This window comes from Flavobacterium sp. RSP15 (genome assembly GCF_003968755.1).
In the GTDB taxonomy this organism is placed as follows: Bacteria; Bacteroidota; Bacteroidia; order Flavobacteriales; family Flavobacteriaceae; genus Flavobacterium.
In genome coordinates, this window is sequence record NZ_RYDL01000006.1 from 117,334 (window position 1) to 141,486 (window position 24,153).

At 35.6% G+C, this 24,153-nt stretch carries 24 protein-coding genes and 2 tRNA genes; 7 read left to right on the forward strand and 19 right to left on the reverse strand.

The annotated features are described in order from the left end of the window. Positions 1–20 precede the first annotated feature (20 nt). From EKM00_RS08675 to EKM00_RS08740, 14 genes are all read right to left on the reverse strand, one after another. Positions 21–923 carry a helix-turn-helix transcriptional regulator gene (locus EKM00_RS08675; protein WP_126515910.1) on the reverse strand — a complete coding sequence of 301 codons (903 nt, stop codon included), beginning with the start codon at positions 921–923 and terminating at the stop codon, positions 21–23. Between the two features lie 51 nt (positions 924–974). Further along, complete coding sequence (locus EKM00_RS08680) at positions 975–1,547, reverse strand: hypothetical protein (RefSeq protein WP_126515911.1); 573 nt, start codon at positions 1,545–1,547, stop codon at positions 975–977. 18 nt (positions 1,548–1,565) lie between these two features. Then, on the reverse strand, positions 1,566–2,066 hold the full coding sequence (locus tag EKM00_RS08685; RefSeq protein ID WP_126515912.1) for a YqiA/YcfP family alpha/beta fold hydrolase: 501 nt from the start codon (positions 2,064–2,066) through the stop codon (positions 1,566–1,568). An 18-nt stretch (positions 2,067–2,084) separates the two neighbouring features. Continuing rightward, the gene (locus EKM00_RS08690) at positions 2,085–2,321 is read right to left on the reverse strand and encodes a hypothetical protein (protein ID WP_126515913.1); all 237 of its coding nucleotides are present in this window, start codon (positions 2,319–2,321) and stop codon (positions 2,085–2,087) included. Between the two features lie 59 nt (positions 2,322–2,380). Beyond that, on the reverse strand, positions 2,381–2,740 hold the full coding sequence (locus tag EKM00_RS08695; RefSeq protein WP_126515914.1) for a hypothetical protein: 360 nt from the start codon (positions 2,738–2,740) through the stop codon (positions 2,381–2,383). A gap of 4 nt (positions 2,741–2,744) precedes the next feature. Next, positions 2,745–3,980 carry a PDDEXK-like family protein gene (locus EKM00_RS08700; RefSeq protein WP_126515915.1) on the reverse strand — a complete coding sequence of 412 codons (1,236 nt, stop codon included), beginning with the start codon at positions 3,978–3,980 and terminating at the stop codon, positions 2,745–2,747. A gap of 143 nt (positions 3,981–4,123) precedes the next feature. Continuing rightward, positions 4,124–4,522, reverse strand: coding sequence for a hypothetical protein (locus EKM00_RS08705; RefSeq protein ID WP_126515916.1), 399 nt, complete (start codon positions 4,520–4,522; stop codon positions 4,124–4,126). Between the two features lie 4 nt (positions 4,523–4,526). Next, on the reverse strand, positions 4,527–4,736 hold the full coding sequence (locus tag EKM00_RS08710) for a hypothetical protein (protein WP_126515917.1): 210 nt from the start codon (positions 4,734–4,736) through the stop codon (positions 4,527–4,529). Between the two features lie 91 nt (positions 4,737–4,827). Beyond that, positions 4,828–5,418, reverse strand: a complete 591-nt coding sequence (locus EKM00_RS08715) for a hypothetical protein (RefSeq protein WP_126515918.1) — start codon at positions 5,416–5,418, stop codon at positions 4,828–4,830. 133 nt (positions 5,419–5,551) lie between these two features. Continuing rightward, positions 5,552–5,971: a cyclic-phosphate processing receiver domain-containing protein gene (locus tag EKM00_RS08720; protein ID WP_233592264.1), complete on the reverse strand. Its 420-nt coding sequence runs from the start codon at positions 5,969–5,971 to the stop codon at positions 5,552–5,554. Between the two features lie 5 nt (positions 5,972–5,976). Next, the gene (locus EKM00_RS08725; protein ID WP_126515919.1) at positions 5,977–6,567 is read right to left on the reverse strand and encodes a hypothetical protein; all 591 of its coding nucleotides are present in this window, start codon (positions 6,565–6,567) and stop codon (positions 5,977–5,979) included. Between the two features lie 901 nt (positions 6,568–7,468). Next, complete coding sequence (locus EKM00_RS08730; protein ID WP_126515920.1) at positions 7,469–8,923, reverse strand: FAD-dependent oxidoreductase; 1,455 nt, start codon at positions 8,921–8,923, stop codon at positions 7,469–7,471. Positions 8,924–9,278: 355 nt separating this feature from the next. Next, positions 9,279–10,292: a UDP-glucose 4-epimerase GalE gene (gene galE / locus EKM00_RS08735; protein WP_126515921.1), complete on the reverse strand. Its 1,014-nt coding sequence runs from the start codon at positions 10,290–10,292 to the stop codon at positions 9,279–9,281. Positions 10,293–10,374: 82 nt separating this feature from the next. After that, positions 10,375–11,505, reverse strand: a complete 1,131-nt coding sequence (locus EKM00_RS08740; RefSeq protein WP_126451752.1) for a DegT/DnrJ/EryC1/StrS family aminotransferase — start codon at positions 11,503–11,505, stop codon at positions 10,375–10,377. A 229-nt stretch (positions 11,506–11,734) separates the two neighbouring features. Here EKM00_RS08740 and EKM00_RS08745 point away from each other — a divergent pair, with 229 nt between their 5' ends. From EKM00_RS08745 to EKM00_RS08760, 4 genes are all read left to right on the forward strand, one after another. Then, the gene (locus EKM00_RS08745) at positions 11,735–12,988 is read left to right on the forward strand and encodes a 3-deoxy-D-manno-octulosonic acid transferase (RefSeq protein ID WP_126515922.1); all 1,254 of its coding nucleotides are present in this window, start codon (positions 11,735–11,737) and stop codon (positions 12,986–12,988) included. Further along, entirely contained in the window at positions 12,981–13,427 is a 447-nt protein-coding gene (locus tag EKM00_RS08750; protein WP_126515923.1) for a GNAT family N-acetyltransferase, read from the forward strand. The genes EKM00_RS08745 and EKM00_RS08750 overlap by 8 nt, the downstream gene beginning before the upstream one ends. A 23-nt stretch (positions 13,428–13,450) precedes the next feature. Next, on the forward strand, positions 13,451–15,619 hold the full coding sequence (locus EKM00_RS08755; RefSeq protein WP_126515924.1) for a S46 family peptidase: 2,169 nt from the start codon (positions 13,451–13,453) through the stop codon (positions 15,617–15,619). 199 nt (positions 15,620–15,818) lie between these two features. Continuing rightward, positions 15,819–16,043 (forward strand): hypothetical protein, encoded by a 225-nt coding sequence (locus tag EKM00_RS08760; RefSeq protein ID WP_126451749.1) that lies wholly within the window; start codon positions 15,819–15,821, stop codon positions 16,041–16,043. Positions 16,044–16,205: 162 nt separating this feature from the next. Here EKM00_RS08760 and EKM00_RS08765 read toward each other — a convergent pair whose 3' ends face one another. From EKM00_RS08765 to mutS, 4 genes are all read right to left on the reverse strand, one after another. Then, entirely contained in the window at positions 16,206–16,553 is a 348-nt protein-coding gene (locus EKM00_RS08765; protein WP_126451748.1) for a DUF1508 domain-containing protein, read from the reverse strand. 130 nt (positions 16,554–16,683) lie between these two features. Next, positions 16,684–16,769 (reverse strand) — tRNA-Leu (locus EKM00_RS08770). 14 nt (positions 16,770–16,783) lie between these two features. Then, positions 16,784–16,856, reverse strand: a tRNA-Gly gene (locus EKM00_RS08775). A gap of 148 nt (positions 16,857–17,004) precedes the next feature. Continuing rightward, on the reverse strand, positions 17,005–19,611 hold the full coding sequence (gene mutS / locus EKM00_RS08780; protein WP_199734627.1) for a DNA mismatch repair protein MutS: 2,607 nt from the start codon (positions 19,609–19,611) through the stop codon (positions 17,005–17,007). Between the two features lie 158 nt (positions 19,612–19,769). Here mutS and EKM00_RS08785 point away from each other — a divergent pair, with 158 nt between their 5' ends. The 3 genes from EKM00_RS08785 to EKM00_RS08795 all read left to right on the forward strand — a co-directional run bounded on the left by EKM00_RS08785 (position 19,770) and on the right by EKM00_RS08795 (position 22,929). Continuing rightward, positions 19,770–20,213, forward strand: coding sequence for a DUF1573 domain-containing protein (locus EKM00_RS08785; RefSeq protein WP_126451747.1), 444 nt, complete (start codon positions 19,770–19,772; stop codon positions 20,211–20,213). A 68-nt stretch (positions 20,214–20,281) separates the two neighbouring features. Continuing rightward, positions 20,282–20,818 (forward strand): RNA methyltransferase, encoded by a 537-nt coding sequence (locus EKM00_RS08790; RefSeq protein ID WP_126451746.1) that lies wholly within the window; start codon positions 20,282–20,284, stop codon positions 20,816–20,818. Between the two features lie 20 nt (positions 20,819–20,838). Next, positions 20,839–22,929 (forward strand): T9SS type B sorting domain-containing protein, encoded by a 2,091-nt coding sequence (locus EKM00_RS08795; protein WP_126515925.1) that lies wholly within the window; start codon positions 20,839–20,841, stop codon positions 22,927–22,929. 37 nt (positions 22,930–22,966) lie between these two features. On the opposite strand, the gene folK is transcribed toward EKM00_RS08795, so the two are convergent. Continuing rightward, positions 22,967–24,103, reverse strand: a complete 1,137-nt coding sequence (gene folK, locus EKM00_RS08800; protein WP_126451744.1) for a 2-amino-4-hydroxy-6-hydroxymethyldihydropteridine diphosphokinase — start codon at positions 24,101–24,103, stop codon at positions 22,967–22,969. Between the last annotated feature and the right edge of the window lie 50 nt (positions 24,104–24,153).

A 24,153-nucleotide genomic window follows, 5' to 3' on the forward strand; every position in this document is an offset into this window, starting at 1 on the left:
TAAAATGTTGAAAAACGAACTTATTTATATCGTTTCAATGTTGCTTCCAGTATTTCAATCATTTTATTTTTCAGACTTTCCGGCTCCAGAACTTGTACTTCCTGACCCATGGAGAGCAATTCCATAATAAAATCGTAAGTTGAACTCATGAATAATTCGATGACACATTCTGTTTCATTTTCAGACATTATTTTTTGAGAAGAATGTAATGGCAGAGATTTTATGTAATCGGCTTGACCATGTGATAGGCATAACTTAATTTTCTCCAGTTTTGTACCGTCAGAGATGATACCAAAAGAATACTGAAATTTTTCTTCTGGATTAAAGTCGTTAGGATATATAAAAATTTTACTAGTCATATTTAAATTTGAAATTCTGTCTAAACCAAATGTTTTAACGATTCCATCCTTAGAATCTTGAGCTATTAAATACCAACGATTCCTAGCTTCCTTTAAAGCTAAAGGATATACAATACGTATTTTCTTTTCATTGTTCGCTTTCCAAAATTTCTCGTGGGTAAATTGTATTTCAAATTTATTTTTTATAGCGTGTAATAAACTGTGCATGTGTTCGACTCCTAGTGGTTTTCTTTTTTCAATGATAATTTGGTTTAAAACAGAATCCGAAATGCTCAAAGCATTGAATATCTGAAAGGATTCAATGAGTCGATCGGTCTTTACCTCATCGGCATCTTCTATGATCTGATACACGTTTTGTGAACGTTGGTATTTAATAATAATTTTATAAATTCCCCAAATCTCCTCTACGTCACGTTCAAAAGTACGTTTTGAAATCATATAATTTTCAGACTCATCTAAAGAATGTTTTTCTAAATGATCTTGTAAATCCTTAAAGGAGCAAGGATTGGATCGCAACTTATTGATAATTAAATGATGTCGTTTGATGAATTGTTTTTTAGACATTGGGTATGATTTTAAAAGAAATCGGATGATTTCATGATTTGATATTTTGATTTATTGAAACGTTTTTCTGAATAAACTCTCAATGGCTTTGATGCCTTTTTCATTAATACTTCGAGAGCCTATACCGGCAAAGTCAGTAGTTATTTTAGGTATTTCAGATAACAAACTGAATTTTTTATCTGAATAATCCCAGTAGAACCATTGGTTTAATTCCTGTTCAAATACAAAGACTTCCTTATGGTTGTCTATAGCCATTTGGACAGTAACCCCTGTGCCTCCTTTAACGAATTGTTTGTTTTCTATTTGGATAAAAGTACTCATTGCAAATATTTGCTCTGCATTTTTTACCTGAAACCAGCAACGGGCATAGAGTTTTAAATAGGATTTTAATCGGTATTTTTTTAAGGTCTCGTTGGCTGTGTTTACGTGGGCAATACCTTCAATATATTCCTTTTCACTTAGTTCATATTTGTTTACACTAGTATGATAAGCGGTTTGATAACTGTAAGCAATTGTTTGAATGTTGTACTCTGTACTGATTTTTTCAAAATAAGTATCAGCACCTTCTGCACCGCCAGAATGACATCGGATGTTGTTCTTGAAATTGCAATTTTTTAAACTCATTTTTTATAAAAGTTCTATTTAATAACAAAGTGCCTTAAAAAATGCTTTTGTCTCCTCTTTAAAAATAGCAACCGGAATTTGATGAGCTAAATCACTTTTTATCGTAATCGCATAATCTGTTTTAGCCGTAACATTTTGTGCAAAAAAAGCCAAATTGTCTTTTGCTTTTATGATGGTATCCTGACCGCCTAAAACAATTCGCATATGTAAGGATTGATTTATTGGGATGCTTACCGGTACTATTTGTTCGATAGTATTCCTATAAGGTAATGCGGGATTGTATAACAATGCACAAACACCTAAACTATTGGCTAAATGATAGCCTGCAAAACCGCCTATGCTGCTGCCTATTATGGCATTGATATCCTGCGTTTGATAAGCATCATATAAATGCTGTATCATATTGGGATTCGATTTATAATCTAATTCAGGCGCAATAACATTACCGTATTTTTCGAGAATTACTCTTTTTTCGTGACTTAATTTACTTTCAAGTCCGTGGAGGAAAAGTATGTTCATAGTAATTTTATTTATAAATTAGTGCGTTCCGTCATAAATGGAATAGCCATGATAAAATCCTGCTACAAATGATTCTTTATCATAAGCCCAAATATTTAGATCTTTTTCGTCTTTACAAGTGTTTTGTCTAATTGCTTTTCCGATAAAATCGCCAATATCAGTTAAATCCTTAGTTCCTTTATAACGACTTTCATTAGCCACCTTTTTGTATTCCTTTGTGATTTCAATAATGTCATCACAAATTTTATTGAACAAATCATGTTGTTCTTCGGGTTCTAGTTCCTGGTATTTGATTTTTTCACTGCGTTCTGTTTTTAGATAATTGAAAGAAGTCCCATCAATTGGTCTTTTGTTAAATTACCATCAATATAATATTTTACACTTCCGTATTTTTTGTCTTTTATTTCGCTCCCATCAATGTAATAGATTAAAGTGCCGTGTTTTTTATCTCGCACTTCATTGTTTTCAACATGATAATGTGTTTTACCATTCCTGCTATCTCTTCTGATTTCAAAATTGTCGAAATGGAATTTCACATGTCCATTCCTACTTTTTTCACGCACTTCATTCCCATCGATATAAAATAATGTCGTACCATGTTTTATATCTTTAATTTCATTCCCATCGAAATAGAATGCTACTTTTCCATATTTTTTGTCTTTTATTTCTGGCATTGGTTTATTTATTTTGTTGATTGATATGTTCTAAAATTTTAGCGTATAATTCCTTATTCGTTTCTATGATCGATGTGATTTTACCAGCAAATTCTTCTGCTAATTCATCTTTTTTAAGGTTTATTTTTGATAATAGATCCAAATCGCTAAAATTGAAGTTTTGATCTTTAAACCAAATTACAGATTGGTCACCATAATTGTAGCGAGGAAGTATTAACGTTTTATCAAGATTATCAAAAATATCTTTACATTTTATTTGATTTTGCATTTCGGAATTCAATAATATCCCATAAATTACTTCTCCATTATTTTTGTTATATCTACAGTAAAAAAAAGCTCTGTCATTACCAGATTGATGAAACAAAATATGATTAAATCGATTTATCAAATCAGGTTTAATTTCAATATGCCATTCATTGCCTAAATTGTTTTTACACGAAACTTTAACTTTTTCCCAAAATTCAGTAATGATTTGTGTTTTTACTTTTTCAAAATTGTTTGCAATTTGTGAAGCTTCTAAAAAGTTATTTTTTATTAGATCTGATATTTCCATCTTTAATTCATTGTTTATTGTTTGGTGTGTTAATTTCTTCAAAAGATTACTATATTGTTTCAACATTTCTCGAAGCATTGGCTGCTGAATAGCTTCTGTATGACATTTATCAATCCAACTTAAAATTTTATCCTTATAACAAATCAGTATTATATCTTCGATATTAATATTGATTTGTTCATCTAAATGACAATAACTTTCTTTAGATGGTTTTTTTCCGTCTAAAGTCAAATAAATAAGTTTACAGTTTTTATAATGATTTTTGTAGCGCAATAATTGCCCTTTTTGATCAGTTGCATAAATTTTATTTTCGATAACAACTTCTATCTTATTTCTTTCATCTTTAATCACAATATCAATGTATCCGCCTACGGTATAATCTCTATTTATTATCCCAATATGTTCTTCAACAATTACTTTTGCATTGTCAAAATCAAAATTTTCTATACTTTTCAATTCTTCAATTTCTTCAAAAAAATATTTTAAAAAAACACTTCCTTGAGAATGAGACCCTTTTGGGTTTAGTAATTCTGCTATAATTCGGGAATGTGTTTTTACTTCGTCACTTTCCATTCCCATTACTGAGAAAATATTGAAGTTTTCACCAGTTGATTTTGCAAGCTTTTCATAGCTCTTTAATAAACCACTAACTTGGGATAATAAATTTTTAGCCTTTTCAGTATTCATTTTTAAAATTATATTTTATTTATATTGATTTCAATTCTCGCATCGAAACCAATTTGACCTAATCGGTATGTGAGTTTCTAAAAATACATGAATTTAAATGAGTTTTTAATCAATTATGTTGATTAATTTTACCAATCGTATTTTTAAAATTCTACATCGTAAATATTCACTCTAATATACTCCAATAGGTCTTTTCTATACTCATCTTTCGTTATTTCCAAATCTTTCCAAAAAGTGCAAGAGTAAAAATATAAAAGCTCCAAAACATCCTCTTTAGTAGTGGCAAGAACATCTAGATATTTTACATACCTCCAGAAACAAAAATAGTCTTCATCATAGTTATCGTCTGTTTCTCCCAATATTCGTTTCTGAAAAGGGAATCCCTCTACCTCGTACCCTTTTTCTTCACAGTATTCAATTAATAAAGACCGAACTGCGCTTTCATATATTTCGGCAGTTGTAAAATCGGCAATATCTCCAGGAACCAGTTTCCACTGCTGATACTGTTTTTCTATTTCTATTTTAATTGCATCAATTTCCATGATTTTATTCTATTTTCCAGTTTACATCACCTAAATTCAAAGTGCCGTTGCTCTCGACTTCAAGCCAGGACGCTAATCCTCCATCGACACATTTGAGGTTCAACCCATAGCCTGAAAAGGTCTCATTGTCCACATTTAAAGCAAGTCCTTTTTGCAAATGGTTTGTCATTTTTACATACTGTTCTTCCGTTATTTCAATCGTAATCTTTTTCATATTTGGAATAGTTTGATTTTTTGTGAAAGAGCATTAACCAAAAATAAGATTAGTAAACCTTTCCACTTTACGGTTTTCCTCATTCTGTTTTTTAAATCCATTTAACCCAAACGGATTGAGTTAGGTAAGGCACATTATTAATATCGCAAATTGCCATCGTGTGACCAGTACCGCCCGTTTTTGGATTTTGTTCATCATCATAGAAAAAAGCAAAATTTACCGGAGGAATTCCAGAATTTGTTCCGTTCACTTTGACGGTATCCCGAATGATATACGCCGCTTTGATTGCAAACCGATCTTTGGCACCGTCCACATATTTATCGATCATAGATTTGGTTTTCTTGTTGTTTTTGGATTGATAAACCACCTCAGGTTCGTTTGCCAAATCAATGTCATCGAGAGAAATGGTTTTGTAAGCATTATTTGCTTTCTGACGATGGTTGTCATAAGGCGTAATCACTTGCAATCGCTCGGGTGCTACCTGCAAAACGCCTTGTGAGAAATAAAAATCAGCACCAGCGGCGTTACCACTTCTAAAAGTAGCCAGTGGCAAATGCGTTGCTAAAAGATTCCCTAACTGAATTAATTTTTCTTTATCCGATTCTAAAACATTTCGTTTTCCTTCCAAAAGGATAATTGTGTTTTTTATATTATATTGGGTTGTAAATTTGGATAATGTCATAACGTGTTTTTTAAATTCTAAACAAAAGTACACTGCGATAACGTCAATCGATGACGTGGTTCTTAGTGTGCGGCAATTTTTTGTAATTATTTTCATATTAGCTCCAATTTGGAAATTCATCTGTTCCAAAACGTTAGCGGTAGGTTGAGAACTGATTCAAAAGACCATTTATCTTATCCTTACCAACTGGGTTCATAGAATGACAATAGAATTTAGGACAACCCAAATTGTTATCTAAACAATAGTCAACTAACCATTTAGCACATTCATAACCTGTTTTTTCATTATGTATCTGTGCATCTTGCCATTCTTTTGATTGGTCATTATTAACAGATGGAGGAGGTGATGTGTTTTCCATATCTGCCAAATCGTGGTCAAAAGAAATAAAATCAGGCAAACCATTTATGGTAATCCATTGAACAAACTCAATATAGCTTCTTACAATCTCCCATTTTTTTTGTAAAAACATAGTTTGCTGTGTGTACCTATAAACATCGTGTGGATGGCGAATATCATCCAAAAAAAGAAACCTACCATTTATATTTGATTGCATCGAAATTATTTTATTTTAGAAAAAAACTGATAATTAACCTTAATCTCCAGCCAGATTTCGTCAATATTGTAAATGTCAAACCATGTTAAATCGCTATGATCGTACAAATGATGAAAAGAATAACAATGATTTGCTTTTGCGATGAGTGAATCTTGAGGAATAAAACTCATACCGCCTACCGTATTTGAGCAAGACTCATTATATTCTTCTTCCAACTGACGGAAACCTACAAAGCCATCCCATGTATTTATATAGAAAGGATTGCCGTAAACTTTTGGATCGTATTTTTTATAATGTTTGTTATTCCAGTAATCAGACTCAACTTCGATATTGAAATCTTTAATTACTTTATTGGCAACCATCAATTTGCATTGCTCTTCAATTTTTCGATACTGATTGTATACCTTTTTTTCTTCTTCTCGAAGTTTATTGTTTATGCGTAGTAATTTTTCATCAAGTTCCGTTGACCATTTGAATTGACTATTTATATATTCATTCCGATTATCTATTGCTTTTTTTTCACTTTTATTTCTTTCATTAGATGTTTTCTGAATAGCACGGATGAAAGCTATTTCGAGTTCTTTATCGATTTTCATTTTAATATTTTTAGTTTCTGAAACCAACTAATTTTTTCAGTTTTGGTTCATAATTATTACTAATTTCAAAATTAAAAATATGGACAACGGGTAATGGATGAGTCACTTCAATCTGATAGTTCAATTTGTTCAATAATGCTGTACAGCATAACCATCATGCCTCCATTCGTAAAGTTATCTACCGAGACATATAACGGTTTTTCGAATAAGTTTTGCTGATTTTTTGATTTGTATTAGCCATAGTAATTGTTTTAAAATGCAATACTATGGACGCATAGCGACAAGACATGACATTAAATAAAAATGTTCCAACTATTTACTATAATTGGCAAATAGTATTGATAGTCTAAACTTTTGTTTTTTAATTTACTCTTACAAACTAAAGTTATATTGACAACCCAATTCCAATTTTTGGCCCGGAATACATAGTAGAAGAAACGATTTCAATAACTTCTCTGGCTAAGCTTTGCTTTTGACAATATAGCGGTAGGTGGTCTACAATATTTATTTAAGAGTCCTTCAGATGGAATTCCTTTGTCTATAATTCGTTCTGGAAGCAAGTTAATTACTATTTTCGGTTCATTTAAGTTTTTGGACGCATACTTGAAACGAATATATTTTTTGATTTTAAAGTGACTTGGGATAAAATCCAAATCATCGGTAGTTTCATTTCCAATCCAAATATTATCAAATAAATCTTAGTTATACACTTTAGCAATAACTACTTTATGGACAACTTTTTCAGATCCTGCATAAAATGGTTGGTAAACAGTACAGTATGGCCCACAAAACTCCTTAAGAAATTAAGGAGTTTTTTATGTTTAATCCTTAATTGAACACTTCGTTTAGGATCAATATTAAAATTGTTGCCGCAACAGATCACCAACTCTTTAAGTTATATCTAATCGTCTTTTTTCTTTAGACTCCGTCCTCTGGGCGAATCTCCCTCTTGAAGCACGATATCAGAATGTAAGAACTCTGCAGCTGCAGCTGAATCACGCACTTTGATCCCACTGCGCTCTAACATTTCCGCTTCAAACTTCATTAACACACTTTCCCTTATTCCAACTTTTCTCCATTGAGATAAAGGACTACATCCCTTTGAGATTTCCCGAGCCAGCGAAAGTGCATCTAGCAAGGCTTGATTTGCCCCTTGTCCTTTGAAGGGGCTCATTGGGTGAGCCGCATCACCAATCAAAGTAACACATCCCCATTTCTCCATCATTTCTGACTGGAGCAATTCTCGATCATACACAGGATATCCAGAAATCTGTGCCTCCAGGGTCGCCGCTAAAATCTGAGGAATGGGATCGTGCCACTGCGTTCTATGACGAGCTTCTTCCTTGAGTGCTTGACGTCCTTGAGCGCTTAATGTCTTAGCCTCTTGTTCTGGCATTGGAAAACTAAGTTGCCACATCACTGAGTCTGACGTATAAGGCATGATGTAGATCCGCTCATTGCCATTGGCGGTTTGAAATACAGTTGCAGAGTCTAGTAAATGGCTTGTACGATCTTCGAGAGCACTTAAAGGACAAATTCCCAATATCACAATACAACCTAGGTATCGTAATGGAGTAATATCCTCCCCAATCAGTAGCGTCCGTACCGAACTACGAATGCCATCGGCTCCAACCACAAGATCTGCTTTGTAGTTCTTTATTTTCCCGTCTATTTGAAAGCTTAAATCAACACCATCCTTACATGCCACAAACGCTACCAACTGATGCCCCCATTGTACTGCATCCTGCCCGCCGAGTTGCTCTAGTAAGGCTAAACGCATCGATTGTCGTGCAATATGTACATTGGAACGCTTGGGAGATGTTTTCGTATCTGACTGTATCCATTTTCTGACTCCCCATTCCCCAATCACTTTTCCTTCTGCAGTATGAACCAGATGTCTTGTTGAAATCACTCCTTCTTTTAAAGAAAAAATACCTAATCCCTCGATCGCTTTACTCCCTTGTTGCAAAGTAAGTCCGTAGCCCTGAGAGCGAGCATCGAAGTTGCTGTCGCGTTCAAATAGCGTAAAAGGAATCCCGCGGTGCAAACAAGCCACCGCTAGAGCCACTCCTCCTATACCACCACCGATAATAGCAACGTGTGGGAAGTTTTTTTTATCCGCAACCGGGTGACTATCCGAATGAACCAAACCGAATCCGTAACAGTTCAAACAGGAGTATAAGTGACCCTTGGGATACACTGGAGCCGCTCCTTCGTCTTTTGTTTTTTCATATAGATCAAGTGCGTGCTGATAGCGGAGTCGCGCTTTCTTGCTGATCCCACGACTTTTTTTGCCACGTCCCTGACATTCCGGACAAATAGTCCAGCAAGCTCCTTCATGTTCCTCTTTTTTCACTTCCTTTTTATTTCACTTGATGTTGACTCTTCGCTACACGAACACGAAGCTAATACTATTGCTGTTGGGCTTTTAAATACAGTCCAGATCCTGACTTTCATATAATTTAACATGAGAAATTTATATTTTTAGTTCTTACCGCTTGTGGTAGTTTTGCAACTTTAATACAACAGAATAGCAATACAAAACTACTTTTTCCAAATTGAACCAAAAAGGATTTCTCTGAGTCATTTTATTCAAATCCTAGATGAAATGATTCGCAAACAAATCCGCAGGAACCCCAAAAATCAAAAACCTTCAAGATCAAATGATTTTGAAGGTTTTTGATTTTTGATATGAAGTAGGCGTGATTTTTTCATCTCCTAATCTTCTGTTCCCATTTCCAGGCACTTGCCATAGCTTGCTCCAGCGTGGATTGTGCTTTCCATCCCAAAATAGTATTGGCTTTATCTGTATTGGCGTAAGCTGAGGTAATGTCTCCTTCTCTGCGACCTACAATTTTATAAGGCAATTTTTTACCACTTACTTTTTCAAAAGTATGAATAACCTCTAATACTGAGCTGCCGGTTCCGGTTCCCAGATTAAAGGTTTCTACTTTAGCCGTATTTTTTTTGTTCAATAAGCGCTGTAAAGCGATTACGTGGGCTTTCGCCAAATCAACTACGTGAATGTAATCGCGTACTGCCGTTCCATCTGGAGTAGGGTAATCATCACCATAAACCGAAAGTTCTTTTCGCAATCCAAAACCGGTTTGCGTAATAAACGGCACTAAATTCTGAGGAACTCCAATAGGTAATTCTCCGATTTCAGTAGAAGGATGCGCTCCTATTGGATTAAAATAACGCAATAATATAGCGTTGATATTAGTAACTTTGGCAGTATCAGTAATGATTTCTTCTCCTATTTGTTTCGTGTTCCCATAAGGAGACATGGCGGTTTGAATAGAAGCATTTTCAGTTATTGGCATGGTTTCGGCCTGACCATAGACAGTACATGACGAGCTAAAAATAAAATTCGCTTCCGGTTTTTGCTGTAGTTCCTGCAAAACATAAACCAAGGCATTGATGTTGTTTTCATAGTATAACAACGGATTTTCTACACTTTCGCCCACTGCTTTTGAAGCTGCAAAATGGATAACACCTGAAATATCATAATGTCTTTTGAAAAAATCCTGTACCTTCTCTTTTTCGCGCAAATCTAATTTTTCGAAAGTTGGAACTTTACCCGTAATATTCTGAATTCCGTCCAAAACACTCAAGGAAGTATTTGATAAATTATCGACAACGACAACCTCAAATCCTTCGTTTTGCAATTCTACTACGGTATGTGATCCTATGAAACCCAAACCACCTGTAACTACTATTTTCATAATTTATTTTTTGTACAGACGCGATTTATCGTGTCTAATCGTTTATAAAAAAGACGCGATGAATCGCGTCTCTACAACTATATTATTTTAAATATTGTAAAACCGAATCCGTGATAAATTTAATTTGCTCGTCATCTAATTCGGTGTGCATTGGCAACGAAAGCACTTCCCTGACTAGCTGATTGGTTACAGGAAAATCTTCTTCATTGTAACGGGAATCAGCGTAGGCTTTTTGCAAATGCAACGGAATTGGGTAATAAATAGCACAAGGAATTCCTTTTTCCAATAAATGCTGCATCAAGCCATTTCTGTCAGCATCAATTATTCGTAACGTGTACTGATGAAAAACGTGACAGTCACAAATTGAACAAATAGTTGGTGCAACTATATTTTTATGTCCTTCAAAAGCAGCAGAATATTTCCTGGCTGCATCTTGTCTGGCTCTTCCATATTCATCTAATAAAGGTAACTTTGCGTTCAAAACGGCCGCCTGAATACTGTCTAATCGGGAATTTACGCCTACTACATCATGGTGGTATCGCTCATACATTCCGTGATTTACAATTCCGCGAAGTTTGTGCGCCAAAGCATCATCATTGGTAAAAACAGCTCCGCCGTCTCCGTAACACCCAAGGTTTTTTGAAGGAAAAAACGAAGTTGCTCCTACGTGGCCAATCGTTCCCGCTTTCTTTTTAGTGCCATCCGAAAATTTACAATTGGCACCAATCGCTTGCGCATTATCTTCGATAACGTATAAGTTATATTCTTTTGCAATCGCCATAATCGCTTCCATATTGGCGGCACGACCAAACAAATGTACCGGTACAATCGCTTTTGTTTTTGGCGTAATCGCTTTTTTGATTCCTTCGATAGAAATATTCATATTATATAGATCCACATCGACTAAAACCGGTATCAATTGCAACAAAGCAATTACTTCCACTGTGGCTGCAAAGGTAAAATCGGCAGTGATTACCTCATCGCCTGGTTTTAAATCCAGTCCCATCATGGCAATTTGCAACGCATCAGTTCCATTTGCACACGGAATTACGTGTTTTACATCCAGATATTCTTCTAATGATTTTTGAAATTGATGAACTTGAGGTCCATTAATATAAGTATTAGTATCTAAAACTTCCTGAATAGAAATGTTAACGGTATCTTTTATTTTTTCATATTGACTCTTTAAGTCAACCATTTGGATTTTTTTCATTACAATTTTTGTTTAATGTTCGAAAGAATACCATTTCTTAATACAGTAAATACTTTCTTAAAACGAAGAACAAAAATAGCTATTTATGAGTTGAAACCAATACAACCTACATTAAAAAAAGATATCATTCAAATGAACTAAAAATGACATTCCTAACAACCAAAATTTAAATATTGCTGTGGAAGAAATTAAAATAAAGAAACCGTATTTTAGCCCAAAAATTTTAATCATGCTTTTTCTCTATACTTTAGTGGTTCAATTTGCTGGTTTTTTATTAAAAATCACAGCACTTTTCAGTCCAAAAATGAAACTTTTTATGGCTGGCAGGAAAGTAGTTTTCCCTATTTTGGAACAAAAAATAAAACGTACTGACAAAACAATTTGGTTTCATGCCGCTTCTTTGGGTGAATACGAGCAAGGTTTACCCGTGCTCGAAAAGATAAAAGAGCAGTTTCCTTCGCACAAAATCGTGCTTACTTTTTTCTCTCCTTCGGGTTATGAAGTCCGTAAAAACAATACAGTTGCTGATGTTACAGTTTATTTGCCTTTGGATACCAAGAAAAATGCACAACAATTTTTGAATCTCGTTCATCCGGATTTAGTGTTTTTCATCAAATACGAATATTGGCCCAATTATTTATTTGAACTCAAAAAATCAAATACTAAAACCTACCTGATTTCTGGAATTCTTAGAAAAAATCAACTGTTTTTCAAGTGGTACGGCGGCTTTTACAGAGAAGCGCTGGATGCCTTTACCTACTTTTTTGTTCAAAATGAAACTTCCAAAAAATTACTGCAGCAGTTAGGCAAAACAGACGTTGCTGTTTCTGGCGACACCCGATTTGATCGAGTGGCTACAATTTTAGAAAAAGACAATTCGTTGGATTTTATCTCTGATTTTAAAAACAACACACTCACTATTGTCGTGGGAAGTTCGTGGCCAAAAGATGAAGATTTAATAGTGAATTTTATAAATTCGAATACTTTCAATGTCAAATTTATTATTGCGCCACATAATATAAAGGAGGAACAAATTCAGAATTTAAAAAACAGCATTGCCAAAAAAACTGTTTTATTCTCTGAAATGGAGACTGTAGGGACAAGTCGCGACTTGTCCCTACAGGATTTCGATGTTTTTATCATTGACACCATTGGTCTTTTGACAAAAATATACAGTTATGCGGATATTGCCTATGTGGGTGGCGGTTTTGGGAATCCCGGCGTTCATAATGTCTTAGAACCGGCAACTTTTGGTGTTCCAATCCTTATTGGCCCCAACTATTCGCATTTTGCAGAAGCAATTGCTTTGGTCAATATGGAAGCCTGTGTTGCCGTCAACAACCAAAAAGAATTGGACGAAGCCCTTGAAAACCTGATTCACAATGATGATATCCGACAGGAGAAAGGTCATATATCCAGCACTTTTGTACAAATGAATAAAGGCGCCACCACCATTATTTTAAACCATATTTTGAATGATTGAATTTAAACCTCTGGTTGCTACTGATATTGAAACCATTGTCTCGTTGATGCAGGAATTTTATGCCATAGATAATTATCCCATTTCTGTTGATGTGTCCAAAACTTTATTTCAAGAATTTATTTCCAATGAAAATTTAGGAAAAGCATGGCTCATTATATCCGTCAACGAAATTGTGGGCTATCTTATTCTAACCTTTGTTTTTAGTTTTGAACACCAAGGAAGAATTGCTTTTTTAGACGAATTGTATGTCACCGAAAAAGCACGTGGAAAAGGGATTGGTAACGAAGCCATTGCATTTATTACAACTGAAAGTCGTAAACTATCGTTAAAGTTGATTTATCTGGAAGTGGAACCGCACAATGAAAAAGCACAAAAATTGTATCTCGCCAGCGGTTTTGAATCGCACAACAGACAATTAATGAAGTACAAAATCATATAAAATTACACTCTAAATTTAATACTATGAAATTTTTAAAATTATTCTTAGTCCTATTTGTCATTCAGATGCAAGCCCAGCAAGGCGGCATGTGGATTCCTTCGTTGCTAAAAGGAATGAATGAAACTGAAATGAAAAATCTGGGCATGAAAATGTCCGTCAAAGACATTTATGATGTGAATCAATCCAGCATCAAGGATGCTGTACCTCATTTTAACGGTGGCTGTACCGCTGAAGTTATTTCTCCAAAAGGACTAATCCTGACCAATCATCATTGTGGATTTTCTCAAATTCAATCGCATTCTACGGTTGACCATGATTATCTGACAGATGGTTTTTGGGCATACAAAATGGAAGATGAATTACCAAATGAAGGTTTGACAGTCACTTTTATGGTAAAAATTGAGGATGTAACCACATCGATTCTGGAAGGTACTGCTTCCCTTAGTAGTGAAGCCGAAAAACAAAAGAAAATTCAAGAGAACATTACGGCATTGTCTAATTTGTTGCCAAAGGAAAATTGGCAGGAAAATAAAATTCGTACGTTTTACGAAGGCAATCAATACATGCTTTTTGTCACAGAAACCTTTACGGATGTGCGCTTGGTTGGCGCTCCACCTACTGCCATCGGAAAATTTGGTTCTGACACTGACAACTGGGTTTGGCCACGTCACACTGGTGATTTTTCTTTGTTTAGAATTTATGCCGATAAAAATAATCGTCCGGCTGCATATTCAAAAGACAACGTGCCTTACACCCCTAAACACTTCTTACCTATCTCACTGGATGGCGTAGCCGAGGATGATTTTACATTGGTTTTTGGATACCCGGGCAAAACAAACGAATATTTACCCGCTGTTGCAATTGAGCAAATTATAACCGAACTGAATCCTGCAAAAATCGAAGTCAGAGACAAAGCCCTGAAAATAGCTGATAGTTTTATGCGAAAAGACAACGCCATCAAAATTCAGTATGCCTCAAAATATGCAAGTACTGCTAATTATTGGAAAAAATGGATTGGCGAGACACAAGGATTAAAAAAATCAAATGCAGTTACTGTAAAAAGAGAATCTGAGAAAACGTTTCAACAAAAAATAACAAAAGCAGGCAAAGAAAAAGAATATGGAACAGTATTGGCTGATTTTGACAAAAACTACACAGAAATAGCTCCTTATGCGCTCGCAAGAGACTATTTTACGGAAGTAGTTCTGCGCAATACGGAATTACTCAGTATTGGATACAAGTTATACCAATTAGAACAAGTGTATAAAACCAAAGGAGAACAATCTTTCATAGACCGAAAAAATAATTTAATACCCGGACTGGCTAATTTTTATAAAAACTTCAACTCAACTGTAGATGAAAAAGTTTTTGAGCAATTGATTGACTTGTATGCGACAAAATCTCCAAAACAATTTTTACCGCAAAGTTTGATCAACGTTAATGAAGGAAATTTGGCCTCGGAAATATATACCAAATCCAAACTTCAAAATTATGCCGGCCTAATAGAATTGCTGTCAGGTGACGCCGGAACTGTTTTAACAAATTTAAATAACGACCCAGGATTCCTGTTAGTAAAAGAAATAGCCGATAAATACGCTAAAGAAGTAGCTCCAAAATATGACGAAATCAATGTGAAGATTTCAGCACTGCAACGTACTTACATGAAAGCGCTGTTAGAATTAAACACGGATAGCAGGATTTTTCCGGATGCCAACAGTACTTTGAGAATAACCTATGGAAAAATAAAAGGATATGAGCCTAAAGATGCTACTGTATACACTCCAATAACCTATTTAGAGGGTGTTATGGAAAAATACATCCCGGGAGATTATGAATTTGATGTTCCTGAAAAACTATTGAACCTCTACAACGCAAAAGATTATGGCCCGTACAACGAAAATGGTAAAATGCCAGTTTGCTTTATTGGCACCAATCATACTACCGGAGGCAATTCAGGAAGCCCTGCGATTGATGCTTCCGGAAACTTAGTAGGGCTTAATTTTGACCGGGTCTGGGAAGGAACAATGAGCGACCTCCATTACGACCCAAGTATCTGTAGAAATATCATGGTGGACATCCGCTATGTTTTGTTCATTATCGATAAATACGCAGGTGCAAAAAATTTAATCAGCGAATTAAAATTAGTTCACCCCAAGAAAACCAACTCATTGAAAAAGAAAAACTTAAAGTAAAAATCGCCAGAAAACTGAGGTGTAGCACCGATATTAAACGTTTCTTAAATATTTGCTTTGACTGGCACACTATTTGCTTTTTATTCTGGCGTGGATAAAAAATAATATTTTTTAAAAAAAAAATAAAAAAATATTTTACATATTAAAAAATTTATATCTTTGCCACGAATTAATAATTAACCTTTTATATTAAATTAAGATGAAAAAAGTATTTTTAAGTTTAGCTGCTGTTGCTGTTTTGACTGTTGTATCATGTAAAAAAGCTGACGCTCCTGCTGACGAAGCTGCTGTTGCTGTTGATTCTGCTGCTATGGTAGTTGATTCTGCTGCTATGGTAGTTGATTCTGCTGCTGTTGTTGTTGATTCTGCTGCTGCAACTGCTACTGAAGCTGCTGCTACTGCTACTGAAGCTGCAAAAAAATAATTAGAACTCAAACTCTAAAAATTTTAAAGCCATCCGCTATGCGTGATGGCTTTTTTAATTTGTACCATCTCTCTTTTAAACAAACAGATTTACAAATATAAAAAAGAGGGTCTTGGCTATTAAACCAAGACCCTTTTTTTTGTAGATTCCTTTATTGAGAAATTAGGCTATAAAAATAAAATCATTCCCCGAAAAATCTAGTATTTCCGAAATTGAGCCATACCGAATAATTTCGTCAATCCCTTTTTGCAAACGCAGCGAAGTGGTATATTTTCTGCTCGTGGCAAAATGATTACCACTTACTATCAATTTGAAATAGAACTTCCCACCGGAAGACTTAAACTTTAAAAAGTCGGCGGTTTCAATTGCTGCTTTAAATTTTTCAATATCCTCTTCACACTCAAACTTTAACTGATAACTCAAACTTGTAAAAACTATTTTCCCCTTTCTGGAAGTAAAAACAAATTTATATTCGTCGTTATATCTTTTACTAATTACAAAAGCTCCCATGGTTTATTAAAATAACAAAAATTCAAATTATGAATCACGAAAAAGCAAGGAGTTGATATTAGTCCCAACAGATTTAGTTTTATTAAAAATCATAAAACAAAAAAAAACCGCTTCAGTTGAAGCGGTTTAGTACTCAGAGCGGGACTTGAACCCGCACGAACATTGCTGTTCACTGGATTTTAAGTCCAGCGTGTCTACCAATTTCACCATCCGAGCATTATGTGGTGTCGAGCGAAAAACGGGGCTCGAACCCGCGACCTCGACCTTGGCAAGGTCGCGCTCTACCAACTGAGCTATTTTCGCATTTTCAATTCTTATAAACAACCGCGATACTTGTTCTGTATTGCGGATGCAAATTTAAGACATTTATTGAATTATACAAGCCTTTTTTATAAAAAAATTACAGATTAAAGGTAACGTTCTGATAACCTAAACTTTAAAACAAATAAAATCATTTTCTAGTCAGCATTCTTTTAATTTCATTGAGTTTCATCAGCGCTTCCATAGGTGTAATGGTATTGATATCAAGATTTAGGATCTCTTCTTTGATTTCCTCCAATAAAGGATCATCCAAATTGAAAAAGCTCATTTGCATATCGTCTTGTGCCGCTTTAATTCCGTTCAGTGCATCGCTGGAATGATTCTTTTCTAATTTTTTTAAAAGCTTCTGTGCTTTCAAAATAACGATTTGAGGCATTCCGGCCATTTTTGCCACATGTATTCCAAAACTATGAGCACTTCCTCCTTTTACTAATTTTCGAATAAAAAGCACGGTATCTTTCAATTCTTTGACAGCAACATTATAATTCTGAATTCTTGGCAGTGATTCACTCATTTCATTCAACTCGTGATAATGCGTTGCAAATAATGTTTTAGGCTTTGAAGGATGTTCGTGTAAGAACTCTGCAATTGCCCAAGCGATTGAAATTCCGTCATACGTGCTTGTTCCTCTTCCAATTTCATCCAACAGCACCAAACTCCTGTCGGAAATATTGTTTAAGATGGAAGCCGTTTCGTTCATTTCGACCATAAAAGTAGATTCTCCCATCGAAATATTATCACTTGCTCCTACTCTAGTGAATATCTTATCGACAATTCCCATTCTCACGCTGTCTGCAGGGACAAAACTCCCCATTTGACATAAGAGTACAATCAAAGCGGTTTGACGTAAAATGGCTGACTTTCCAGACATATTTGGACCCGTAATCATAATCAGTTGTTGCGTTACTCGATCCAAGAAAACATCATTAGCAATATAAGGCATGCCAAGTGGTAATTGTTTTTCGATAACAGGATGTCTTCCGTTTTTGATTTCCAGTTCGAATGTTTCGTCCAGTTCCGGACAAATATATTTATTTTCGATGGCCAATTGGGTAAAAGAGCACAAACAATCCAGTTGCGCTACTAAATTAGCATTCATTTGAACGGGTTTTATATACGTGGCAATCCAACTCACCAATTGTTCAAATAACTCTACTTCTATCTTATGAATTTTCTCTTCGGCACCGAGTATTTTAGTTTCGTATTCTTTTAATTCTTCCGTAATATAACGCTCTGCATTAACCAAAGTTTGTTTCCGAATCCACTCCGCAGGAACTTTATCTTTGTGCATGTTCCTGACTTCGATGTAATAACCAAAAACGTTGTTGAAAGATATTTTCAACGAGGAAATTCCTGTCAACTGTGATTCGCGTTTTTCAATTCCGTCCAAAAATTCCTTTCCGGAAGTTGATATTGCACGCAACTCATCCAACTCTGCATTGACCCCTTTGGCAATCGCATTCCCTTTGGCAATAGCCACAGGAGCATCTTGATTGAGAATCGTTTTTATCTTTTCACGCAACAATTCACAGTTGTGCAAACTATCACCAATTACTTTTACAGCTTCCTGCGGGCTTTCTAGCGCCAAGGTTTTTATTGGAATAATCGCATCTAATGATTCTTTTAGATACACAACCTCGCGAGGCGAGACTTTTCCGGCAGCAATTTTTGAAATCAAACGTTCCAAATCAGAAATTTGCTTGATTTGATTTTGGATGTTTTTCAGGACGTCCTGATTGTCTTTTAGATACGAAACTACTTCATGTCTACTTTTTATTTTAGCACTGTCTTTCAATGGCAATGCCAACCAACGTTTCAGCAAACGACCGCCCATTGGTGAAAGCGTTTTATCAATAACATCGAGAAGCGTCACAGCGTTTGGGTTATAACTATGGTATAATTCCAGATTGCGAATCGTAAAACGATCCATCCAGACATAAGCATCTTCGGCAATGCGTTGAATCGAGGTGATATGCTGCACCCGATTGTGCTGCGTCTCGGATAAATAATATAAAATCGCTCCTGAAGCAATAATTCCTTCTTTCAGGTCTTCGATTCCAAATCCCTTCAAAGAAACCGTTTGAAAATGCTTGGTTAAGGTCTCGAATGCATAGTCTTCTTTGTAAATCCAATCCTCCAGATAAAAACTATGATAGTCGTCTCCGAAAATCTCCCGAAAATCATTTTTATTATTTTTTGGAATCAGAACCTCACTGGGATTAAAATTCTGTAAGAGTTTGTCAATATATTCCGCATTGCCTTGTGCCGTCAAAAATTCACCGGTAGACACATCCAGAAATGAAATCCCTATGGATTTATTGGCAAAAAAAACAGCTGCTAAAAAATTATTCGTTTTAGACTGTAAAACCTCATCATTCATGGAAACACCGGGAGTTACAAGTTCAGTCACGCCGCGTTTCACGATGGTTTTAGTCAGTTTTGGATCTTCGAGCTGATCACAAATTGCTACACGAAGTCCTGCTTTTACTAATTTTGGCAAATAGGTATTCAAGGAATGGTGCGGAAAACCGGCAAGAGCCGTCTCGGTTTCAGAGCCCGCTCCACGCTTGGTCAATACAATTCCTAATATTTTAGAGGCACGAACAGCATCCTCCCCAAATGTCTCATAAAAATCCCCAACACGAAACAACAAGCACGCATCCGGATACTTCCTTTTGATCTCGTTGTACTGTTTCATTAACGGAGTTTCTTTAACTTCTTTATCTTTAGATGCCAATTGTATTTGTGTTTAAAAATGAAAAAATATCAGCGAATTTATAGATTAAAAAGCAAATAAATAACCTCCTTAAAAAATTAACCTTTTTTTTAAGAAATATTTAAGGCCTAATTTATTTATTTTTTTTAGATTTGTGACTCTATTAAATTGAAACAAACATGAAAAAAATAATTGCCTTAGCTTTACTAGTGGTTTTAGGAGTAACGACTTCTAATGCACAAGAAACATCAAAAAAGATTAAAGCGACTAGCTCCGCACCTGCCAAAGTAAATGGAGCAGGAATGGTTTTTGTAACTGAAACCATTGATTATGGTACTATAGCACACAACGCTGAGGGCCGTCGTGAATTTGTATTCACTAACAACGGCAACAAACCCTTAATCATTACTAACGCTCAAGGTTCATGTGGTTGCACCGTGCCAACGTATCCAAAAGAGCCAATCGCCCCGGGTGCAAAAGGAGTTATTGGAGTAAAATATGACACTTCAAGAGCAGGTCAGGCATTTACAAAAACCGTTACGTTGACAACAAATGCAACTGTTCCTAATAAAACATTGACTATAAAAGGAAACGTTTTAGCAGCACAACCTGCAAAAAGCTAAAATTTTAACGAATACATTAAAAAGCTTCCATTCATTTCGGAAGCTTTTTTTTTGAATACTTTACACACATGAGAAAACTCGAAAATAGTGAACTGGATCGAAAATCCGTAGAGGGTTTTAAGCAATCTGAAAAAACACCCCTTATTTTGGTATTAGATGACATTCGAAGCCTACATAATATTGGCTCTGTTTTTAGAACTGCCGATGCCTTTTTAGTCGAGAAAATATTTTTATGTGGTATCACCGCCACACCACCACACAAGGAAATCCATAAAACAGCCCTTGGTGCTACTGAAACAGTAACTTGGCAACATCAGGATAATGTTCTTGAAGTTATCGAAAAATTAAAAACAGAAGGCGTTATCACGCTAGCTATAGAACAGGTACAAAGTGCCGTTTTTCTTCAAAATTTTAAAGTTAAAAAAGGAGTGAAATATGCTTTGGTTTTTGGGAACGAAGTCTACGGAGTTTCACAGGAAGCGGTTGCATTATGCGATGGCTCCATCGAAATCCCACAACTAGGCACCAAACATTCTTTGAATATTTCCGTAAGTGCCGGCATTGTGGTTTGGGATTTATTTCAAAAAATGAATTGGCCAAAATAGAAAATTAGTACTTTTATAGAATGAAAATAACTGTTTTTTTTAAAATAATTCTAGCACTTTCACTTTTCATAACAAAGACAGCTTATGCAATTGATCCCCCTGTAATTAAAGCAACAGGAAATCAAATTTATTGTCCAGGGAATCCCTTAAAAATAGTAACTGATGTAACTATAACTGGGTCTGATGCCAGTGATATTGGAACTGAGGCGGTTTATATCCAAATTTCTACGGGATATGTAAATGGACAGGATGTAATCCAATTGTCCAATCCCGCGCTACACCCGAATATCCGCTCAGAGTGGAGTCCTACCGAAGGAAAACTTAAATTATCGAGTCCTATTGCTGAAACAAAAGTACTGTACGCAGACTTTGTAAATGCTATCAAAGATGTAGTTTTTAGCAATTCCTCAACAACTCCATCAGGCAGAAGAGATTTTTCTATTACCCTTGGAGCAGCCAATTATTTACCTAGAAATGGCCATTATTACCAATATTTCCCTAACATAGGTATTAGTTGGACAGCCGCAAAAGCAGCAGCTGAAGCCAGTACCTATTTTGGACTTCAAGGCTATTTAGCGACAATCACCGCAGCTGACGAAGCGCAACTAGCAGGAGAACAAGCTAAAGGAGCAGGATGGATTGGCGGTAGTGACGCCGAAACAGAAGGGGTATGGAAATGGGTTACCGGACCGGCTGTTGACAGAGTAACCTTTTGGAATGGAGGAGTTAATGGTACAAGTCCTAATTTTGCGGCTTGGAATAATAACGAACCAAACAATAGCAACGGCATTGAACACTATGCACATATAACTGCGCCTGGTATTGGAATATCAGGTTCCTGGAATGATTTGCAATTGAATGGTGATGCAAGCGGGGATTACCAACCTAAAGGATATATTGTAGAATACGGCGGAATGCCTGACGACCCAATTCTTCAAATTTCAGCCAGTACCACAATAACCACCTCTCAAATCTCAGGCACCACTCCTGCCTGGAGATGTGGTTCAGGAACCGTTACATTACAAGCAATCGCAACTGCAGGAACCGTTAATTGGTACGATACGGCAAGTAATGGGAACTTATTACACACGGGTAATGCATACACAACTCCTTTTTTAGACACAACAACAACCTATTACGTTGCTGCTGAATGCCCTACAAACAGAACGGCAGTTACTGCTACCATAAACACAATTCCTACTATAACATCGACCAATACCCCCGTGACAAGATGCGGTGCAGGCCCAACCACATTAAAAGCTACTACAAACACACCCGATAGTACCGTAAATTGGTATTTAGCCCAAACCGGAGGAAGCCTTGTGACTACCGGAATGCAGTTTACAACTACCGTTTCAGAAAACACAACCTATTACGCAGAAGCCATAAATAACGGATGTTCGAACGGTAGACGGATTGCTGTTGAAATCATGATTTACGATCCTCCAATAGTTATGGACGAAGAATTAATACTTTGTGAATCCGGCAGTTTAACCCTTGACGCACAAATTCCTGACCTCAAGTATTTATGGTCAACCGGCGAAACTACGAAGACAATTGTGGTCACTACTCCAGGCGTCTATCGTGTAGACATAACAAATAATGCCAACTGTAGCAGTACCAAAAAAATTACTGTTATAGCGCATGATGCTCCAGACATCGATAGAATTGACGTCAATGAAACCACGGTTGTAATTTATTTGAAAAATCCAAAAGATTATTTTGAATATTCCGTTGATGGAATTGATTATCAAAGTTCAAATGTGTTTTTTAATGTAGCGAGCGGTTTGCAAACTGCTTATGTTAGAGAAGTAAATTCATGCGGAATTGACCGTAAAGCTTTTATAGTATTAATTACTCCAAAATTTTTCACACCAAACAATGATTCCCACAATGATGTATGGGAAATAAAAGGATTGGTCAATTATCCTGAAGCAGAAGTAACCATCTTTGATCGCTATGGAAAGTTAATCACCAAATTAAATTCAACGAAACCCTCTTGGGACGGGACTTTTAATAAAAATCTTTTACCCGCTGACGATTATTGGTATGTATTAAAAATTGACGCAAACAGTCCTGAAAAAAGAGGTCATTTTTCTTTACAGAGATAATCCGTCTAGTCCTGCTTATTTCGCGAAATAGTGGGCACTACTGCTTGATTTTTTGTTGAATTTGATCTAAAATAAACAAATAATCTGCTTGATTTTTTACGAAATCCCGATCAGAAACATCAATAATCAGCACATTCAAATCGGTTTGGGATTTAATGTAATCCAGATAACCACTGTTGATTTTATCCAAATATTCAGCCGGGATTTTTTGTTCGTAGCTTCTGCCACGTTTCTTAATATTTTGTAACAGCCTTTCGGAATTTTGATACAAATAAATATACAAGTCCGGTTTTGGCATTTCTCTGTAAATGATATCAAAAAGATTGCGATACAGGCGGTATTCGTCCTCGGCCAATGTTATTTTGGCAAAAATCAACGATTTAAAGATATGATAATCGGCAACCAGAAAGTCTTTAAACAAATCAAATTGTGCTAAATCATCTGATAATTGCTGGTATCTATCTGCAAGAAATGACATTTCAAGTGGAAACGCATACCGGTTTTGATCTTTGTAAAATTTAGGTAAGAAAGGATTATCTGCAAAACGTTCCAATACTGTTTTTGCATTAAAATCCTCAGAAATTTTAGTAGCCAAAGTTGTTTTTCCTGCTCCGATATTCCCTTCAAAAGCAACATAATTAAATTGCTCCAACGGAACATTCTGCAAAGGATTCACTAAATTCTGAACGACTGTACAAACACTTTCATCTGGAGACAAAGCCAATAATTCCGAAATATTTTTTTGAAGAATGGGATGCTTCCAATCTAAATTTAAGTCCTGCACGGGTAACAACACAAAATTCCTATTCTGCATTAAAGGATGTGGAATTTGGAGTTTTTCAGTAGTAATAACTTCCGAGTCGAAAGCAATCATATCTACATCAATTGTTCGTGATTGATACCCCTGCGCCTTTGTTCGCAAACGTCCCAATCGTTTTTCCATTTTTAAAATCTGTGTTAGCACTTTATGAGCCGAATTAAAAGTATGCAAAACCAATGCACAATTACAAAAAGCATCACTTTCAAAACCCCAAGCAGGAGTTTCATATAATTTAGAAACTTTGATTACCGTCCCTATTTCCTGATGTATTACTTGTAAACAATGTTCGATATTTTCCAATCGATTCCCTTGATTACTTCCTATCGATAAAATGACCTGATGCTGTGATTTCATAATTAGATGCAAATTAACTAAAGAATTTTAGAATTAGCAATATATTTGTA

Bases quoted from the DNA above. Each gene is read 5' to 3' on its own strand.
- EKM00_RS08675 (WP_126515910.1), bottom strand. From the start codon at position 923: ATGTCTAAAAAACAATTCATCAAACGACATCATTTAATTATCAATAAG.
- EKM00_RS08680 (WP_126515911.1), bottom strand. From the start codon at position 1,547: ATGAGTTTAAAAAATTGCAATTTCAAGAACAACATCCGATGTCATTCT.
- EKM00_RS08685 (WP_126515912.1), bottom strand. From the start codon at position 2,066: ATGAACATACTTTTCCTCCACGGACTTGAAAGTAAATTAAGTCACGAA.
- EKM00_RS08695 (WP_126515914.1), bottom strand. From the start codon at position 2,740: ATGCCAGAAATAAAAGACAAAAAATATGGAAAAGTAGCATTCTATTTC.
- EKM00_RS08700 (WP_126515915.1), bottom strand. From the start codon at position 3,980: ATGAATACTGAAAAGGCTAAAAATTTATTATCCCAAGTTAGTGGTTTA.
- EKM00_RS08705 (WP_126515916.1), bottom strand. From the start codon at position 4,522: ATGGAAATTGATGCAATTAAAATAGAAATAGAAAAACAGTATCAGCAG.
- EKM00_RS08710 (WP_126515917.1), bottom strand. From the start codon at position 4,736: ATGAAAAAGATTACGATTGAAATAACGGAAGAACAGTATGTAAAAATG.
- EKM00_RS08715 (WP_126515918.1), bottom strand. From the start codon at position 5,418: ATGACATTATCCAAATTTACAACCCAATATAATATAAAAAACACAATT.
- EKM00_RS08720 (WP_233592264.1), bottom strand. From the start codon at position 5,971: ATGCAATCAAATATAAATGGTAGGTTTCTTTTTTTGGATGATATTCGC.
- EKM00_RS08725 (WP_126515919.1), bottom strand. From the start codon at position 6,567: ATGAAAATCGATAAAGAACTCGAAATAGCTTTCATCCGTGCTATTCAG.
- galE (WP_126515921.1), bottom strand. From the start codon at position 10,292: ATGAAAATAGTAGTTACAGGTGGTTTGGGTTTCATAGGATCACATACC.
- EKM00_RS08740 (WP_126451752.1), bottom strand. From the start codon at position 11,505: ATGAAAAAAATCCAAATGGTTGACTTAAAGAGTCAATATGAAAAAATA.
- EKM00_RS08745 (WP_126515922.1), top strand. From the start codon at position 11,735: ATGCTTTTTCTCTATACTTTAGTGGTTCAATTTGCTGGTTTTTTATTA.
- EKM00_RS08750 (WP_126515923.1), top strand. From the start codon at position 12,981: ATGATTGAATTTAAACCTCTGGTTGCTACTGATATTGAAACCATTGTC.
- EKM00_RS08755 (WP_126515924.1), top strand. From the start codon at position 13,451: ATGAAATTTTTAAAATTATTCTTAGTCCTATTTGTCATTCAGATGCAA.
- EKM00_RS08760 (WP_126451749.1), top strand. From the start codon at position 15,819: ATGAAAAAAGTATTTTTAAGTTTAGCTGCTGTTGCTGTTTTGACTGTT.
- EKM00_RS08765 (WP_126451748.1), bottom strand. From the start codon at position 16,553: ATGGGAGCTTTTGTAATTAGTAAAAGATATAACGACGAATATAAATTT.
- EKM00_RS08785 (WP_126451747.1), top strand. From the start codon at position 19,770: ATGAAAAAAATAATTGCCTTAGCTTTACTAGTGGTTTTAGGAGTAACG.
- EKM00_RS08790 (WP_126451746.1), top strand. From the start codon at position 20,282: ATGAGAAAACTCGAAAATAGTGAACTGGATCGAAAATCCGTAGAGGGT.
- EKM00_RS08795 (WP_126515925.1), top strand. From the start codon at position 20,839: ATGAAAATAACTGTTTTTTTTAAAATAATTCTAGCACTTTCACTTTTC.
- folK (WP_126451744.1), bottom strand. From the start codon at position 24,103: ATGAAATCACAGCATCAGGTCATTTTATCGATAGGAAGTAATCAAGGG.